The sequence below is a fragment of the Sphingobacterium sp. SGL-16 genome (genome assembly GCF_011043515.1).
Taxonomy (GTDB): Bacteria; Bacteroidota; Bacteroidia; order Sphingobacteriales; family Sphingobacteriaceae; genus Sphingobacterium; species Sphingobacterium litopenaei.
The window spans coordinates 1-17,246 of the sequence record NZ_JAAKGQ010000065.1; the positions used below are offsets into that span (position 1 = coordinate 1).

Sequence of the window (17,246 nt, forward strand, 5' to 3'; positions counted from 1 at the left end):
CGATTAACCCTTTACTTTTATATCTATAGCGCTTATTATTTAACAAAAGGCGCTTTCTTTACTTCAGCTTTTACTTTTTGATTACGGATATGGATAAAAATCTCTGATCCTGCTTTTGAGAATTCTGTATTTACATAACCCAAACCTATAGATTTTTTAAGTGTAGGTGATTGCGTACCCGAAGTTACGCGGCCAATTATATTGCCTTCAGCGTCAACGATGTCGTAATCATGACGAGGAATACCTCTTTCAATCATTTCAAAACCCACTAATTTTTGAGCTGTCCCTTTTTCTTTTTCTGCTTTCAAGTTTTCGCTGTTAACGAAATCTTTGGTGAATTTAGTTACCCAGCCAAGACCTGCTGCCAATGGAGAAGTCGTATCGTCAATATCATTACCATACAAACAGAATCCCATTTCTAAACGTAAAGTATCGCGTGCGCCTAAACCAATAGGTTTGATGCCAAACCCCGCTCCTGCTTCGAAAATTGCATCCCATACTTTTTGAGCATCTTTATTCGCAACATAAATCTCAAAACCTCCAGCGCCAGTGTATCCTGTTGCTGATACGATTACATTATCTACACCAGCGAAAGTGCCTTTAGCAAAAGAATAATATTCCATAGAAGCCAGCTCGATATCAGTCAATTTCTGTAAAGCATCAGCTGCTTTAGGGCCTTGGACAGCAAATAAAGATGTTTCGTCAGAGATATTTTTCATCTCTACACCATACGTGTTGTATTTGCTGATCCAGTTCCAATCTTTCTCGATATTAGAAGCATTTACAACTAAAAGGTAGGTTATATCGTCGATTTTGTAAGTCAAAAAGTCATCCACAATACCGCCAGTTTCGTTTGGAATATAAGCGTATTGTACTTTACCATCATATAATTTTGATGCATCATTAGATGATATTTTTTGGATCAAGTCTAATGCTTTTTCGCCTTTCAAGATAAATTCACCCATGTGACTCACATCAAATACCCCAACACCTGTACGAACAGTTTCATGCTCGTCATTGATACCGGAATATTGAACAGGCATATTGAATCCTGCAAAAGGAACCATCTTTGCTCCTAATGAAATATGATGGTCTGTTAAAGCTGTGTTTTTCATCATCTAATGGTTATAAAGTTTTTGCAAAAATAATTAATATGTTGGGATATTTTCGTCTGATTTTAATATTCTCATAAATAATCCTTTGTTTTTGGATAAAAACAAAAAATTTTCGTTTCTCAGAATGTTGCAACCGTTTGCAAATCTAAAATTGATAGGACTCTTTTGAATTCTGAATTTAAATCTGCGCGAATTTCGATTTTTTTTCCAGTCCAAGGATGATCAAAATGAAGTTCTGAAGCATGTAAAAGCATCGTGTCCATCTTAAATCGTTCTTTCCACAGTTTATTTTGCTTATTGCAACCATGAGGGCGATCGCCAATAATAGGATGCATAATATGCGCAAAATGCCTTCTTAACTGGTGCATTCTTCCTGTTTCAGGATTTGCTTCAACTAGAGAATAACGAGAAGTTGGAAATTTTCCTTGTGGAACATTGATTTCAGCAGTTGCCAGAAGTTTATAATGCGTAATGGCATCTTGTGATGTGCCATTTTCTTTTAGTAATGGGTAATCAATAGTTCCTTCTTCCGGACAATAACCTCTTAAAATAGCTAGATAACGCTTATCCATTTTCTTATCCTGAAACAAAACCTGTGTTTTTTGATCGGTTTCTTTGTCCAAAGAAAATAAGAGTATTCCGCCTGTTTTTCGGTCCAGGCGATGAGCCGGATATACAGGTTGTCCGATTTGGTCACGTAGTAATTGCAAAGCAAATTCAGAGGCATCGTTCGCAATGGAAGAACGATGAACCAACAATCCATGAGGTTTGTTTATTGCGATGAGATGCTCGTCGCGGAAAAGAATTTCTAACATTATAAATTTTTAAGAATACCCACGATTTCATCTGCTTTCTTGTCGATTTCTGGGCTTAGCCATACTTTTTTGAAAGCTCCCCCTCCTATTGGTGTATTCTCTCCTTGCCATTTAATTTTGACAACCGTAAAAAGATAGTAATTCTCTATTACGACATTGTTTTGTACAAATTCTTGCACGATACGGTCGCCAAATAAAGTCATGCCCAGCTGGAGTGCTTCTTTATTCTCATAATTCAATTGATCCTCCAACAAGGACTTAGCTTTTTCTTTAATAGCGTATTCGAATTCCTCTTTTTTAGGATTGGTTAATAGGGCAGCTACCATAATTCCAAAGAGTAATAAAGCAAATATTCTGGTTTTGGACATTATTTCGATTTTATGAATAATATTAGAATAAATTACCTAAAGTATCAAAAATCCATTCCGCAAGGATATACATCAAGTAAAAAACAGCAACACACAAAAGTACTATAATAATAAATAAAGTTATCAATAAACCTTTTGCACTGCCTTGATGTTTTCCTTCAAAATAATGCTTTCGAAGAAGTTTTACGTTCTTTTTGTTGGCTTTATTGAAAAAGTCAAAGGCATAGCCAATCAACGGAATTGAACCCAAAATAGCATCCAATAATACATTCACAAGCATCTTAACAGCGACCTTTGAGCCTGCTCCATTGCGAAGCATGACGACTACCAATGCCAATGACATTCCAAAGGCCACAAATTGACCAGCATAGGGTATTAAATTCAAAAGAGGATCCAAGCCGAACCTGAACCCTCCAATGCTAAATTTATTATCTAATAGCGTAGACATCCGCTCTATCCAAGCGAAATCTTTCTCGCGCTTTTGCTGTATAAGATGATTTGTTTGTCCCAATTTTATTTCAATTCAAATACTCCGTCAATATAACAAGTCAACTTGATTGGACGAATATCTAAAGTAAGTTCATTTGACTCTGCAACACCATCCATCATCGCGGATTTTGCAAACATACGTGTCGTAGGAACTAATTCTCCAAAATTAAAGTTGCTATTATCGTTTATTACTAACACCTTCCCTACTGAACCACCGTCTGCTGCTGCTAAAATTTCAGCATTTAGACGTGCATCTTTTACTGCTGCAGTTTTCAATTCTTTTTCAATTTCACGTTTTTGCGTATGGTCATATCCGCTGATTGAAGTGCTTTCTAAGCCTTGAGGATCTACTTTATCCAACATACTGTGTAATCCATTTAAGTTTGTCACTTTGATACGATATTGACGTGATTGCAACAGTTCATTGTTCTTTTTCTTATTTTGATAATTGTAACTGTAGATATTTTGAACAGTGAAATCTTCTTTTTTCACCCCTATTGCCGTTGCTGCATCAAAAAGCTGCTTTTCTAAAGTCTCGATAAATACTTTTTTCTTCATATTACCATCCATATAAAATTCTTTCAAGGAAATTGAAAGGTAAATAATATCTGGAGTCACCTCTTTTTCAGCGTATCCTTTAGTCGCTACTTTGCGATAAGATTCAATATTGTTTGATTGGGCGTTTGTCATTAAGATAGTTCCAACTAGAAATGCAATTGTTAGTAATTTTTTCATATATCGTTTGAAATTAATATTTTCTGTATATAACGCATAGACAAACAAAATGCCACAATGTTTAATAATCAATCAAAATAATCTTGTAAATGATTTTATAAATCTTATCTTTAGATAAATTAAAATATAATACAGTAATGCAAGAAGGTAAAGTAAAATTCTTTAATGAGACCAAAGGTTTCGGTTTCATAGTGCCAGCATCGGGCGAAAGCGAAATTTTTGTTCACGTTTCAGGATTAGTAGACAAAGTTCGTGAGGGCGATGATGTATCTTACGAAGTAGAACAAGGTCGTAAAGGGCTTAACGCGGTAAATGTAAAAGTTATCTAATAGATTCTAAATATATTTATTGTGAGAAAGCTCGAAATCAATTGATTTCGAGCTTTTTTGCTTTTTATGAATTGTTCATTTAGCTATTTGTAAATGGATTATGTGTATCACGTTGGTCTGCAAATGGATCTGCACTTCCACCTTTTGGATCAGGACCATATTCATTTGTGCCATTTTCGCCTTCTTGAATATATAAATAGATTAAATATAACCAACCTATGCAGCAAACAAAACCCCATAATATATTCCATCCTGATTTACCTATATCATGTAATCTACGTACAGTAACAGCTAAGGAAGGAATTATTACCGCTAATGAATAAATTCCACTTAAGTATCCTGTAGATTGATATCTAGACATCCATTCCATACCTGGTAAGTTAACAGGTTCTGGTTGATAAGTATAGGTAAATCCTAGCATTTGATCTATTAAAGATAAACCCCAGGATATTATGATGTTAAATAATACAAACATCCAGAATTCTTTTCTTCTGGCACGCCCGCTGAAATTTGCGTAATTGTCTCTTACGACCTTTAAATACCATTCCATAATTTAGTTTTATTAAGTTAATACATATTATTACTTAATCAAAAATAAGATTATTCTTGATTTAATATATTTTAATGAAAAATTTCTTCCAAAATTTGTAAAGAATTAACTGTTCCAAAGTTCTCTGTATGAACTTTGTAGAAGTTAATAATCTGAGAAAGCAGATAAATACGATCTTCGTGCTTCATTTGAATTAAGTGAGATTCTTCATATGACACATTTAATATAGCATGAAACATGTGGGTATGTGGTGCTTGTAAAGTGTAGGTATGAGCAGGAGCATATTTAGTGAATACGCCATCCACTAAGTCAAAATAGGGTAGAATTTCATCTGAGGAGGAGGGCATATAACCTAAAAACCTACTTAATTTCATTAAAAAACATAAATGAAAATTTTGAATAGGTTCATCTGTCTGATCTAGCCACAGAATAGATTGTTGAATAAAATTAAAAAGGTGAGGATCTGGTTGTTGCTGTTTTAAAACCTTATACAGTATTTCGTTTAAGAATATGGCAACTGAACTTTTGGTAATTTCAAGAGGAATTTGCTGTAATATAGGCCAAGAGGTAGCTTCTTTGATGCGTTGCAAGCTACCTGTATCTTTGTAGTAAACGACCAAATCCAATAGATGTAGAGGCTGCAGCATATTCACATGAATTTTAGCTTTGGGTTTACGTGCTCCATTAATCAAATAGGACTGAATTCCAAATTCTTCGGTGAAAAATTGCGCTACTACACTATTTTCTGAATAGTTCGTAATTTTTAAAGCTATTGCACGTGTTTTATGTAGCATTTATATCCCTTACGCTAAATTTACTTTTAGGCTAAAAGTACTAAGTAAACCTAGTAAACACAAGACGGATTTTGAAAGTTGATCAAATTATAAAATGTGAATTGTTGAAAACTATTTTTTTGGAGAACAATATGAGATAAATTGGAAAACCTCTACATTTGCTTGTTCCTGCACTTTTTGGATTATTTTTAAAAATAATTCTGTCCATATTGTTGTAAATCCCAAAAGAAATATAGATATTTGCAAACTCTTTGCAGAGAGTGCAAAAGAGAATTGGTGTATAAATAGACAACATTAAAAATAAATATCATGTCAAGAATTTGTGATTTAACAGGCAAAACGGCATTAAAAGGAAATAACGTATCTCACTCGAACGTTAAGACTAAGCGTAAATTCTATCCTAATTTACAAACTAAACGTTTCTACATTCCTGAAGAAGATCGTTGGATCACTTTAAAAGTGTCTACGGCTGCAATTAAAACAATTAACAAAAACGGAATTACTTCGGTTATCAATAAATTTATCAAAAAAGGATACGTTTAATAGATAATCCGCCTGTTAATTAAAGATATTCATGAACTAATAGTCCGTGAGGATTAAACAAAGTAAAAACAATGGCTAAAAAAGGAAATAGAGTACAAGTAATCTTAGAGTGTACTGAACACAAAGAAAGTGGTCTTCCAGGGATGTCACGTTACATCACTACAAAAAACAAAAAGAACACAACAGAGCGTTTAGAATTGAAAAAATTCAACCCTGTATTGAGAAAAGTAACTGTTCATAAAGAAATTAAGTAATTAATTTTTGGACTTGCGAAAGCGGTTCAATATAAAAACATAATACCATGGCAAAGAAAGCGGTAGCATCATTACAAAAAGGTGGTGGTAAAGAGTTTACTAAAGTTATCATCACTGCAAAATCTGCTAAAACTGGAGCTTATACTTTCAAAGAAAGTATGGTACACAACGACAACGTAAAAGAAGTTGTTGCGGCAGCTACAAAATAAGCAAGAAAGATATTCCTTTTTTAAAGTTTTTCTTTAAAAAAACTGAAAGCCGTTTTGGTATACTCACCGAAAGGGCTTTTTTTAGTATGGCAAGATTTAAGTATATTTGAACTTGATTTTTAAGCATTAGTTATCATAAGTATACATGGGTTTATTTGATTTTTTCAAGAAGAAACAAGAGGCGCCTGAAGCTCAAGAAGCTTTGGATAAAAGTTTGGAGAAAACGAAAGAAGGTTTCTTTTCAAAGATTACCAAGGCTGTCGTTGGTAAATCGACGATTGATGACGATGTGTTGGATAATCTGGAGGAAGTATTGGTTACCTCGGACGTGGGTGTCACAACTACTTTGAAAATTGTCGAAAGAATCCAAGAACTTGTAGCACGTGATAAATATGTTGGAACAGATGAATTAAACCGTCTGTTGAAAGAAGAAATTCAAGCTCTTCTTGCTGAAAACAATAGTAATGATTTCGAGAGCTTCGAATATGGCAATCACAAACCTTATGTGATTATGGTCGTAGGAGTGAACGGCGTTGGTAAGACAACTACTATTGGTAAGTTAGCGCATCAACTCAAAGAAGCAGGTAACAAAGTAGTATTGGGCGCGGCAGATACGTTCAGAGCGGCTGCTGTTGACCAAATCAAACTTTGGGGTGAAAGAGTAGGTGTCCGTGTCGTAGCACAGGCTATGGGATCTGATCCAGCATCTGTGGCTTTTGATACGATTCAATCTGCTGTTTCTAATGGTGATGATGTGGCGATCATTGATACAGCTGGTCGTTTGCACAATAAAGTAGGCTTGATGAATGAGTTGGGTAAGATCAAAAATGTAATGCAAAAGGTAGTTCCTGGTGCTCCACATGAGATTTTATTGGTACTTGATGCTTCTACTGGACAAAATGCTATCGAGCAATGTACACAGTTTACACAAGCTACAGATGTGAACGCATTAGCGTTAACTAAATTAGACGGTACAGCAAAAGGCGGTGTCGTAATCGGTATTTCGGATCAGTTCAAAATTCCTGTGAAATATATTGGCGTAGGAGAGAAGATTGGTGATTTACAGCTTTTCAATAAGCGTGAATTTGTAGAGTCTCTGTTTAAATAGTATTTGAATAAAACTCTCAAAATACTCAGTCATTTCGAGTGAAGTGCAAAGCTATGAAAAATCTCATCAGTTTAGATTCTCCCTTCGATCGAAATGACTAAAAATACTTTACTACCTTTCAAGTAAGAAAATCAGGGTTATTAATAATTTTTTGAAATTTAAGTTGTTCGGATAAGCGATTATCGGTACAATTCAACCATAATAATGAAAACAAAACATAGTAAATTCGAACCTATAGTAGCAAAACCGCGTGTGAACGTAGTTACATTGGGATGTTCGAAAAATATTCACGACTCGGAAGTATTGATGGGTCAATTGAAAGGAAATCAAATTGATGTTGTTCACGAATCAAATAATATACAAGCAAATGATATTGTAGTTATCAATACTTGTGGATTTATTGATAATGCCAAACAGGAGTCTATTGACACGATTTTACAGTTTTCAGAGCTTAAGGATCAAGGAAAAGTAAATAAAGTAATTGTGACTGGATGTCTTTCTGAGCGATATAAGCCAGAATTGCAAACTGAAATACCTAATGTAGATGCTTACTTCGGAACGAATGATCTTCCAGAATTACTTTCTACTATCGGTGCAGATTATCGTCATGAATTATTAGGTGAACGTCTATTGACAACGCCTTCGCATTTTTCATATTTTAAAATTGCGGAAGGATGTAACCGACCATGTTCTTTCTGTGCTATTCCACTTATGCGTGGTAAACATATTTCAAAATCTATTGATGATTTAGTAAAAGAAGCGAAATTTTTGGCTTCAAATGGTACAAAAGAATTAATTCTTATTGCGCAAGATTTGACGTATTACGGTTTGGATATTTACGGTAAACGTAATTTATCGGATTTAATGCGTCACCTTTCTGATGTGGATGGTATCGAATGGATTCGTTTGCAATATGCTTATCCTTCAGGTTTCCCAATGGATATATTGGACACAATGAATGAACGTAGCAATATCTGTAATTATTTGGATATGCCATTGCAGCATATATCCGATAATATGTTGACATCGATGCGTCGTGGCACTTCTAAGCAAAAACAAATTGACCTTGTAAACAAAATCCGCGATAAAGTGCCTGATATCGCTTTACGTACCACATTGATATGTGGGTACCCAGGAGAGACAGAACAAGATTTTCAAGAGATGTTAGAGTGGGTAGAAGAAACACATTTTGACCGTTTGGGATGTTTCACTTATTCACATGAAGAGAAAACACATGCACACACATTAGAGGATGATGTTCCTGAAGAAGTAAAACAGGATCGAGTAGATGCGATCATGGAAGTCCAACAGGGTATATCATACGATATAAACCAAACTAAAGTTGGAAAAGAATTCAAAGTATTGGTGGATAGAGTGGATGGGGACTATTTCATAGGCCGTACAGAATATGATTCACCAGAGGTAGATAATGAAGTCATATTGAATGCAAAAGAAAATTATGCTCGTATTGGTGATTTTGTACAAGTGAGGGTGGATAGAGCAGAGGATTTTGATTTATTTGGTACTATTGTGAAGTAGTTAGATTATAACTTCTAGACATAAAAAGAAAGCAACCCTAGGGTTGCTTTTTTCTTTAGGTAGCTGATTATAATACTCCTGGTTTTTATAGATTTTTTTTAAAAATATTATATAGAATCTTTAAATCATTTTCATTTAAATTCGCAGTATTTGTCTCTTTTTGAATATAATGGTTTTTAAATCCCTTAACTGCAGCATCTAAATTCTTAACATCATATCCTATCACTCGAAGTGCTAAACGAACATCAAAATTTGCTGGTGGTGTTTCCAAATACTCATCATACCAATATCCGAAGCCCGCTTCTGCTAATTTTTTCCAAGGAAAACGAGAAGGATCATTTTTGCGCGTTGGTGCATAATCCATATGACCAATGAAATTTGCTTGAGGGATTTTATATGTGTCTTTTAAGTAACTTAAAAGTTTAATTAGTGCATCAATCTGTACATCAGTCCATGGATCGGTAGTTCCATTGTTATCCAATTCAATACCTATAGATGATGAATTTAGGTCGGTATCATTGCCCCATTTTCCCGCTCCAGCATGATGACCTCGGTATAAATCATTTACCATTTGGACTATTTTTCCGTCTCTTCCAATTACATAATGTGAACTTACACCAGCCTTAGCACTATGAAATGTTTTTACCGTTTGCGCTAATGAGTCTTGCGCAGTATGATGAATCATCACATAATTAGGTTTTCTTACGCCAAAATTAATCGAGCCAATCCATTCTTTCTCTAAGGAATTAATTTTCTCAATTTGAGAAGTAACAGGGGCTTCGCGATATAATTCAGCAAACTCCTTTGCTTTCTTTTTGTATACTTTTTCGGTAGCGGCATATTTACCACCTCCACAAGAAGTTGCTAAGGCCGCTACAAATAGAAATGGAATAATTAGTGATTTTTTCATTGTTTAAATTGAATTTAAGATGCAATATAGCTAAGTTAAAGGAATTTCAATGAAAAAGGATAATCTCTTGAAGACAACTTGCTGTAAGTCATTTAAATGTTATAGTAACAGGAGAGAATTAAGTACAATAAAAATTTCCCTATCTTTGTAGCGTGAATACAGCAACAAAATTGATAGATATCCGTAATCTTTCCCTTGATCAGATCAAAGAGAAGTTGGTAGAAATGGGAGAGCAAGCTTTTCGTGCAAAACAAATCTATGAGTGGCTTTGGCAAAAGTCTGTTACGGATTTTGAGCAAATGAGTAATCTGAGTAAAGCATTACGTGATAAATTGAAAGAAAATTTTACTATCAATTATGTACAAGTAAAACAATCTCAAGTTTCCTCTGACAAAACTATAAAAAGTAGTTTTGTACTGTATGATGGTAATATCATCGAAGGGGTATTAATTCCTACTCCTGAACGTATGACCGCTTGTGTCAGTTCTCAAGTTGGTTGCAGTTTGACTTGTAAATTCTGTGCAACAGGATATATGGATCGTAAACGTAATCTTAATGCGGACGAAATATATGATCAAGTTGTTTTGATAGATAAGCAAGCTAAAGACAATTACGGTATTCCATTAAGTAATATTGTATATATGGGAATGGGTGAGCCATTGCTTAACTATTCTAATATGATGAAATCTATAGAACGGATTACGTCTCCAGATGGTCTGAATATGGCTGCAAAGCGTATTACCGTTTCTACTGCAGGTATTGCAAAGATGATCAAAAAGTTGGGTGATGATGAGGTGCGTTTCAATTTGGCTTTATCACTTCATGCGGCAAATGATGAGAAGCGAAATGAAATTATGCCTATTAATGAGCAAAACTCATTGAAATCTTTGGCCGAAGCTTTGCGATATTACTATTCTAAAACAAAAAATCCAATTACCTTCGAATATATAGTGTTTAACAATTTCAATGACGAATTGCAAGACGCTAAAGAATTGGCTAAATTCTGTAAGCATGTACCTTGTAAAGTAAATATCATTGAATACAACCCTATATCTTTAGCAGATTTTGTAAATGCAGAAGCGGATAAAATTGATGCTTTCGCTAGCTATTTACGTAGCCAAGGTGTGGTAACCAATGTTCGGCGCAGTCGTGGTAAAGATATCGATGCTGCCTGCGGTCAGTTAGCTATCAAAGAAAAATCAAATTAATTTCGTGTCTTAAAGAATAGTAACTAATTGTATTCTTTTATGTTGTTGAGAAATTATTTCAACGATTTTTTTACACGTTTTATTTCCAAGGTTATTTATGGCTTGTAATACTGCCATGTTTACTAAAGAGGAAGTGTTGTGTATGAACTGTCTATTTCATTTGCCTTTTACAGATTTTCATTTAGATCACAATAATTAAACTGCCCGTCAATTTTGGGGAAAATTCATTTTGAACCAGCCTTTTCGATACTGCACTTAGTCAAATTTTCCCGTGTGGAAACTCTTTTGCATAAGCTTAAGTGTAAAATTCAACCTGAAAAAGGTGTTTTCTTAGGTGAATTATATGGGAAGCGTCTCAAAAGAGTGATCGAACATATTGATATAATTATCCCAATTCCCATTCATATAAATAAACTTAGAAAAAGGGGCTACAATCAAGCGGCTCAATTTGCTTTTGGTTTGAGTCTTGGTCTGGATATTCTACTGGATGAGAATATTTTGAAAAGAGACGTATTGTCGATTAGTTACACACAAAAATCAAGAACAGAACGATACAATAATGTGAAAGGAGTATTTTCTGTAAGTATAACCAGAAATCTACAAGAGAAACATATTCTTCTTGTAGATGATGTCTTGACAACAGGAGCTTCCATTTGTGAAGCAGCTCAACTATTAATTTACAAGGGCACAAAAGTTTCGATTGCTACTATTGGGCGTGAATAATATGTTATCTTCTTTTTGGTGTATATGGTTTAGGACAGCCACAATTGCTGGTTCCACAGGATTGAAACCCTATTGCTAGCATTGATAATATTATGCTAATTAGTATAAATCTCTTCATTTTTTTTGGCTTTATTACCTCTATATAGCAAGAGAAATGAAAATGTTGCCATTCCTATCCCTATACAATCCGCATATATATCATATAAATCCGCAGTACGGCTAGAAACGTGCTTTTGAGCTTCTTCTGTAAATAACGCGAAAATGACAGTACTTATTACCACTTTGCTGACGATAATCCACATATTTCCTTTCCATTTCGATTTCATTGCAGACTCCCAATATAATAAGATGGCAAGAACAAAGAAAATTCCCATATGTACTACTTTATCTATACCAGCAAAAAGCTCATATTTTCGGACGTCGGGTAATTCGTTAGGTGGTAATAATAAGAGGGTTAACATTATAATTCCCCATACTATAGCCCAGATATAGCTAAAAAAATATTTCATTGTCGCAAAAGTGTTATAAATCAATAAGAAATCCTAATAATTAACACAATTTAATATGTTGATACATATTAAATAAAATTTATTTGACTGTTAATCAATAGATTGTGTTTTTATATACTACTATGTATTGCAAAGTACCATCCAAAGGATATAACTTTGTATTATTATGATAGCGGAAAACACACAAACGCAGATGCGGAAAGGTATACTTGAGTACTGTATACTTTCGATTATTTCCAGAGGAGAAATATATGCATCAGATATAATTGCGGAATTGAAACGCGCTCAATTGCTTGTAGTGGAGGGGACGCTGTATCCTTTATTGACCCGGCTGAAAAACAATGGGTTATTGAGTTACAATTGGCAAGAATCAACTTCAGGGCCACCGCGTAAATATTACCAAATTACTCATGAAGGTAATGAAGTATTGCAAAAACTAGATGTGACATGGAAGGAGTTGGTTTTTGCGGTAGAAACATCATTGCAAGGCAGAAATGAATCAAACAACTAACACAAATATTTACGACCATGAATAAAACAATTATTATAAATATAAATAGTATAGTCTTTCACATCGAAGAGGAAGCTTACGAAACACTACGCTCGTATATGATAGATATCAAAAGACATTTTGGCAAATCTTCAGATAGCCAGGAAATCTTACTAGATATCGAAAACAGAATTGCAGAGATGTTTTCTGAAAAGATACATGCAGGCCGCAAAGAAGTGATTTCTTTGGACGATGTGAATCATGTTATCAGTCAAATGGGCAAAGTGAGTGATTTTGAAGGAGAAACGGAGGAAGATATATATGAGCAAGCAAATGCTAATAGTGAGTCAGAGACGCATTCACATATACCATATTCAGCTCCTGTGGATAAAAAATTGATGCGTAATGCAGATGACAAGATTTTTGGAGGTGTATGTAGCGGTCTGGGAGCTTACTTTAATATGGAAACCAAATGGATGCGCTTGATATTTGTGTGTTTTTTCTTATTTGGGGGGTCGGGCATTATGCTTTATATTATACTATGGATAGTAATGCCTGTTGCGGTTTCGCGAGCGGACAAAATGGCGATGAAAGGAGAATCACCTACTTTACAAAATTTTAAGAAAAGTTTTGAGGAAGAAATACAAGGATTGAACCCTCATTTTTCGAAAGCGAAATCTGAAATTGCAAAAGGTACAGCTGCAGTTGGTAGTGGTGTTTCAAAGGTGGGGAGATTTTTCCTACGCCTGATCGCTTTCTTTATTCTGATAGTTTGTGCTTTGACTCTTTTCGGTTTAGCGATTGCTTGTATTGGTTTTATTACAGGTGTATTGGGGTATCAACGTGAGATGGTATTCCCTGGTACCGAATTTTTGAATACACCGCAAGCTATTGTTGCCTTGATAGCAGGAACATTAGCTATTGCTATTCCATTTTTCGCACTGTTTCAGCTAATGCTTCGTATACTTTTTAGAACACAACCTTTGAATCATTATTTCTCGTTGGGCCTGTGGGCCACGTGGATTTCGTCAATCATTGCAGTAGTATTCTTTAGTTTTATTGGGGCACAAGAGTTCAAAGAATCAAGTACCATAAAAGTTGAAAAACCTATAAATGCTCAAAAGGTATACTATATCTCCGAGAAAGATGTTCGACTTATAGAAGCCTCTGAGGTAGATAAAAATGGTAAAAAATTTAAAATTGAATTAAATGGTGAGGATTTGGAGTATGCCTTGCGTAGGGACATTAGTATCAATTTTGAAAGTATTGACTCACTAGCAAAACCTTATATTCAATACAATTATTTTGCGCGAGGTAGGACTTATCAAGCGGCAACGACGAATGCTGCGGAAATAAATTATTTGGCAAATCAAATGGATAATAAAATAATTTTTAATTCGCACTTTGGTATTAACCCTGATAAGAAGTATAGAGATCAATCCGTGTCCGCAACGCTTTATTTGCCTGTAGGATCACGTGTTGTAATAGATAAATCCATAGAATATAAGCTAAGAGATTTATCATTTTGGGATTGTCAGCGCGCTTACGATTCTGATGAAGAGGTTAAAAGTACAGAGTGGATCATGGGAAGAACAGGATTACAATGTACACCAAGGTTTTTACCTATAGAAAAGAAGTCCGATACTGAACAAACCGAAGCAGCTGTCGAAGATTTGGTCAAACAAGCTGAAAAGCATGCTAAAGAAGCAGAAGAGCATGCGCGTAAAGTGGAAGAAGAAGCAAACAAATTGTCTGAGCATGTAGCTGTTACTGTGCAATAATCTTTTTTTGCGATAGAAAAATACTCAATTTGTCGCCTTTAAATAAAAATTAAAGGCGACAAATTTTTTACCGACCAATTTTACTATTTCACCGAAAATCTACCTCTTTTGGTCTAATACGAATTCTCATACTTGTATTTTCAGCCTAATTTCGGAGAGAAATAAATAAACAGAAGAGTAAACAGAAACTAACCACACATGAAAATACTTTTACATACTTTAAGTTGCATGGTTCTTTGCTTGCAATTTGCTTTCGCTCAGCAAAAGACCATTAGCGGTATCATCAAAAATGCGGATAATACACCAATTGTTAATGCTTCGGTATTTTTAGTGACTGAACCAAACCGAGGTTTTATTAAATCTGCAATCACAGACGAAAAAGGACAATTCAAATTTTTAGGTTTTCCAAAAGGAAATTTTAGAATAGAAGCTACGGCGGTGGGTTACGCTAAAGGTGAATCTGGAGCATTCCAAACAGCAGACAATTCTATTACTATAGAGGATATAATATTGCAAGTCTTGACAAAAGAATTGGAAGCCGTAAGCGTGCAAGGTCAACTTCCTCAAATCCAACATACCAATGGAAGGTTGGTGATGAATGTAGAAAATTCATCTATCAGTGCTGGAAACAATGCGTTGGAAGTTTTGAAAAGAGCTCCTGGTGTAGACGTTGATAAGGATGACAATATCTCCTTAATGGGACAGCAAGGTGTGAATGTGACAATCGATGGTCGTCAAACCTATATGACGGGTGAGCAATTGGCGACTTTCTTGAAAAGTACGGATGGAAGCCAGATTAAAAGCATTGAACTTTCTACCACTCGTTCAGCGAAGGACGATGCAGAAGGAACAGCGGGTGTGATTAATATTGTGATGAAGAAAAACCGTTTGGAAGGTTTCAATGGCTCATTTGTGGGCAGTGGAGCAGTAGGGGAAAAATGGAGGGGTAATAGCTCATTAAGCGTAAATTATAAGAAAAACAACTCAACCTTCTTTACGAACTATTCTTATACCGATAATAATTACAACGAGAATATTCGAATTACGCGTATCATTCCTAATGATGTTGCCGATACTTATTTTGATCAAACATCTAGATTTGAAAATGCCGATAAAACTCATAATTACAAATTGGGGTTTGAGCAAAAGACATCAGCACGTAATACTTTTATGATCCAGTTTAATGGAGCGAACAATAAAGAAGATCAGCTTACTCCAGGGACGACCCTTATGTCTCAGCCGAATAGATCTGTAGATTCTATAATGGTATCTGATAATAATAATGATGAGAAATTTAACCGTTATTCGGTGAATATCAACAATGAGTTTGTGATCGATTCTACAGGTAAAAAATTAACTGCTGATTTTGACTATAGCACTTTCAAAACCAATTCGGTGTTGAATTATGGGTACTATTCTTATTTCGGCGATGGAGAAACATTAATGTATGCTCCAGAATTTGAAAGAAGCACATTTGGTGTGGACATAAATATATTAGCAACGAAATTGGATTACACACAAAAATTGTGGAAAGGAAATATTGAAACAGGAGCGAAGTACAGTAATGTACAGTCTGATAATGATGTGTATTTTGAAAACCGTGTAGGTTCCAATTGGGAAAACAATACAAATCGTTCGAATATATTTAATTATGAAGAACAGATCTTAGCGGGATATTTTGATTACAGCACTAATATCAAAAAATGGGGAATTAAGGCTGGATTGAGAGGAGAATATACTATTTCTGACGGTCATTCTATTACGCAAAATAAACAAGTAAAACGTGATTATTTTGATTTGTTCCCTTCGGCTTCTTTGTCTTATAATGCTCACGAAAACCATGTTTTTGCATTGAATTATTCTCGTAAGGTTTCTCGTCCTAATTACAGAAACTTGAATCCTTTTGAATATTATGTAGATAAAAGAACGTACAATAAAGGTAATCCATATTTGAATCCGCAGTACACGGATGGCTTTTCATTCAACTACACATTGTATAAAAGATTTAATATTGCGTTAGGACATGACATCACAAAAGGTGCAATGATAGAAAGCTTGGGTCAAGATACAGTATTAAAAACTACGTGGATTACGCGAGAGAATCTAGGCGAGCAGACTACTTCTTACATCAACTTGACTATTCCTTATCGCTTTGGTAAAGTCTGGACCATGTTTAATAATATCACAGGTATCTATATGCACTTTAAAGGTCCAGTTTCGGGTTACCATGTGAACTTGGGTTCAGCGTTTATACAAGCGAATATAAACAACAATTTCAGATTTAGTAAACAATTTACGGGTGAAGTATCTGTACGTTATAATTCGCCTTTTATTTACAATATGTACAAAATTCAGACACGTTGGGGAACAGATATCGGCGCGACTTACAATTTGAAAGATGAACGTACCTCTTTGAAATTAGCAGTTACGGATATTTTCCATACAAACCACAACAATGTGTTTACAGAATTCGAAGAATTTAATTCTAAAATATATCAATACCGAGATAGCCAAACTGTACGTCTGACATTGACTTATAAATTTGGTAATCTAAAACAATCAATTCGCCGGGTGAATGACAGTAGCGAAGAGAAAGAAAGAGCGTTATAATATAAGTTTTGTTCAAGGTTTTTAATTTAAAGATGACCGTAGACTGAAAGAGTCTGCGGTCTTTTTTATAAAACGGAGCGTAAAACCCACAGGTCTTTAGCCTGTGGGATGTAAGCGACTAACCCTGATTGAGAATATACTCACGAATAATATCAGGAGATGCTTCT

Annotated in this window: 20 protein-coding genes; 11 read left to right on the forward strand and 9 right to left on the reverse strand. The window is 34.8% G+C overall.

The window, feature by feature from the left end; genetic code table 11:
• Positions 1-35: 35 nt before the first annotated feature.
• From gcvT to G5B32_RS15495, 5 genes are all read right to left on the reverse strand, one after another.
• Entirely contained in the window at positions 36-1,115 is a 1,080-nt protein-coding gene (gene gcvT / locus G5B32_RS15475) for a glycine cleavage system aminomethyltransferase GcvT (RefSeq protein WP_165292419.1), read from the reverse strand.
• A gap of 119 nt (positions 1,116-1,234) precedes the next feature.
• Positions 1,235-1,930, reverse strand: coding sequence for a pseudouridine synthase (locus G5B32_RS15480; RefSeq protein WP_165292405.1), 696 nt, complete (start codon positions 1,928-1,930; stop codon positions 1,235-1,237).
• A complete protein-coding gene (locus tag G5B32_RS15485; protein WP_165292406.1) occupies positions 1,930-2,298 on the reverse strand; it encodes a hypothetical protein in 369 nt (122 codons plus the stop codon). The genes G5B32_RS15480 and G5B32_RS15485 overlap by 1 nt, the downstream gene beginning before the upstream one ends.
• A 22-nt stretch (positions 2,299-2,320) precedes the next feature.
• Complete coding sequence (locus G5B32_RS15490; RefSeq protein WP_240899076.1) at positions 2,321-2,809, reverse strand: DUF4112 domain-containing protein; 489 nt, start codon at positions 2,807-2,809, stop codon at positions 2,321-2,323.
• Between the two features lie 2 nt (positions 2,810-2,811).
• Complete coding sequence (locus G5B32_RS15495; protein ID WP_165292407.1) at positions 2,812-3,522, reverse strand: SIMPL domain-containing protein; 711 nt, start codon at positions 3,520-3,522, stop codon at positions 2,812-2,814.
• A 137-nt stretch (positions 3,523-3,659) separates the two neighbouring features.
• On the opposite strand from G5B32_RS15495, the gene G5B32_RS15500 reads away from it, so the two are divergent.
• Positions 3,660-3,851 (forward strand): cold-shock protein, encoded by a 192-nt coding sequence (locus G5B32_RS15500; protein WP_132778007.1) that lies wholly within the window; start codon positions 3,660-3,662, stop codon positions 3,849-3,851.
• A 79-nt stretch (positions 3,852-3,930) separates the two neighbouring features.
• Here G5B32_RS15500 and G5B32_RS15505 read toward each other — a convergent pair whose 3' ends face one another.
• Both G5B32_RS15505 and recO read right to left on the reverse strand, forming a co-directional pair.
• A complete protein-coding gene (locus G5B32_RS15505) occupies positions 3,931-4,401 on the reverse strand; it encodes a DUF805 domain-containing protein (protein WP_190301757.1) in 471 nt (156 codons plus the stop codon).
• A gap of 71 nt (positions 4,402-4,472) precedes the next feature.
• Positions 4,473-5,195 (reverse strand): DNA repair protein RecO, encoded by a 723-nt coding sequence (gene recO / locus G5B32_RS15510; protein ID WP_165292408.1) that lies wholly within the window; start codon positions 5,193-5,195, stop codon positions 4,473-4,475.
• A 309-nt stretch (positions 5,196-5,504) separates the two neighbouring features.
• Between recO and rpmB the strand changes: the two genes are divergently transcribed.
• From rpmB to rimO, 5 genes are all read left to right on the forward strand, one after another.
• A complete protein-coding gene (gene rpmB / locus G5B32_RS15515; protein WP_132778010.1) occupies positions 5,505-5,738 on the forward strand; it encodes a 50S ribosomal protein L28 in 234 nt (77 codons plus the stop codon).
• A gap of 71 nt (positions 5,739-5,809) precedes the next feature.
• Positions 5,810-5,992 (forward strand): 50S ribosomal protein L33, encoded by a 183-nt coding sequence (gene rpmG, locus G5B32_RS15520; RefSeq protein WP_002998409.1) that lies wholly within the window; start codon positions 5,810-5,812, stop codon positions 5,990-5,992.
• A gap of 47 nt (positions 5,993-6,039) precedes the next feature.
• Positions 6,040-6,201: a DUF4295 domain-containing protein gene (locus G5B32_RS15525; RefSeq protein WP_165292409.1), complete on the forward strand. Its 162-nt coding sequence runs from the start codon at positions 6,040-6,042 to the stop codon at positions 6,199-6,201.
• 145 nt (positions 6,202-6,346) lie between these two features.
• Positions 6,347-7,309 (forward strand): signal recognition particle-docking protein FtsY, encoded by a 963-nt coding sequence (gene ftsY / locus G5B32_RS15530; RefSeq protein ID WP_165292410.1) that lies wholly within the window; start codon positions 6,347-6,349, stop codon positions 7,307-7,309.
• A 204-nt stretch (positions 7,310-7,513) separates the two neighbouring features.
• The gene (gene rimO, locus G5B32_RS15535; protein WP_165292411.1) at positions 7,514-8,848 is read left to right on the forward strand and encodes a 30S ribosomal protein S12 methylthiotransferase RimO; all 1,335 of its coding nucleotides are present in this window, start codon (positions 7,514-7,516) and stop codon (positions 8,846-8,848) included.
• An 85-nt stretch (positions 8,849-8,933) separates the two neighbouring features.
• On the opposite strand, the gene G5B32_RS15540 is transcribed toward rimO, so the two are convergent.
• Positions 8,934-9,758 (reverse strand): N-acetylmuramoyl-L-alanine amidase, encoded by an 825-nt coding sequence (locus G5B32_RS15540; protein WP_165292412.1) that lies wholly within the window; start codon positions 9,756-9,758, stop codon positions 8,934-8,936.
• Between the two features lie 152 nt (positions 9,759-9,910).
• Between G5B32_RS15540 and rlmN the strand changes: the two genes are divergently transcribed.
• Together rlmN and G5B32_RS15550 are read left to right on the forward strand one after the other, a co-directional pair.
• Positions 9,911-10,966 carry a 23S rRNA (adenine(2503)-C(2))-methyltransferase RlmN gene (gene rlmN / locus G5B32_RS15545; RefSeq protein ID WP_165292413.1) on the forward strand — a complete coding sequence of 352 codons (1,056 nt, stop codon included), beginning with the start codon at positions 9,911-9,913 and terminating at the stop codon, positions 10,964-10,966.
• 213 nt (positions 10,967-11,179) lie between these two features.
• Positions 11,180-11,689: a ComF family protein gene (locus G5B32_RS15550; RefSeq protein ID WP_206366925.1), complete on the forward strand. Its 510-nt coding sequence runs from the start codon at positions 11,180-11,182 to the stop codon at positions 11,687-11,689.
• Positions 11,690-11,784: 95 nt separating this feature from the next.
• On the opposite strand, the gene G5B32_RS15555 is transcribed toward G5B32_RS15550, so the two are convergent.
• A complete protein-coding gene (locus tag G5B32_RS15555; protein ID WP_165292415.1) occupies positions 11,785-12,150 on the reverse strand; it encodes a VanZ family protein in 366 nt (121 codons plus the stop codon).
• Between the two features lie 214 nt (positions 12,151-12,364).
• Here G5B32_RS15555 and G5B32_RS15560 point away from each other — a divergent pair, with 214 nt between their 5' ends.
• The 3 genes from G5B32_RS15560 to G5B32_RS15570 all read left to right on the forward strand — a co-directional run bounded on the left by G5B32_RS15560 (position 12,365) and on the right by G5B32_RS15570 (position 17,079).
• Entirely contained in the window at positions 12,365-12,709 is a 345-nt protein-coding gene (locus G5B32_RS15560; protein ID WP_165292416.1) for a PadR family transcriptional regulator, read from the forward strand.
• Positions 12,710-12,726: 17 nt separating this feature from the next.
• Positions 12,727-14,469, forward strand: a complete 1,743-nt coding sequence (locus G5B32_RS15565) for a PspC domain-containing protein (protein ID WP_165292417.1) — start codon at positions 12,727-12,729, stop codon at positions 14,467-14,469.
• 198 nt (positions 14,470-14,667) lie between these two features.
• The gene (locus G5B32_RS15570; protein ID WP_165292418.1) at positions 14,668-17,079 is read left to right on the forward strand and encodes a TonB-dependent receptor domain-containing protein; all 2,412 of its coding nucleotides are present in this window, start codon (positions 14,668-14,670) and stop codon (positions 17,077-17,079) included.
• Positions 17,080-17,246 lie beyond the last annotated feature (167 nt).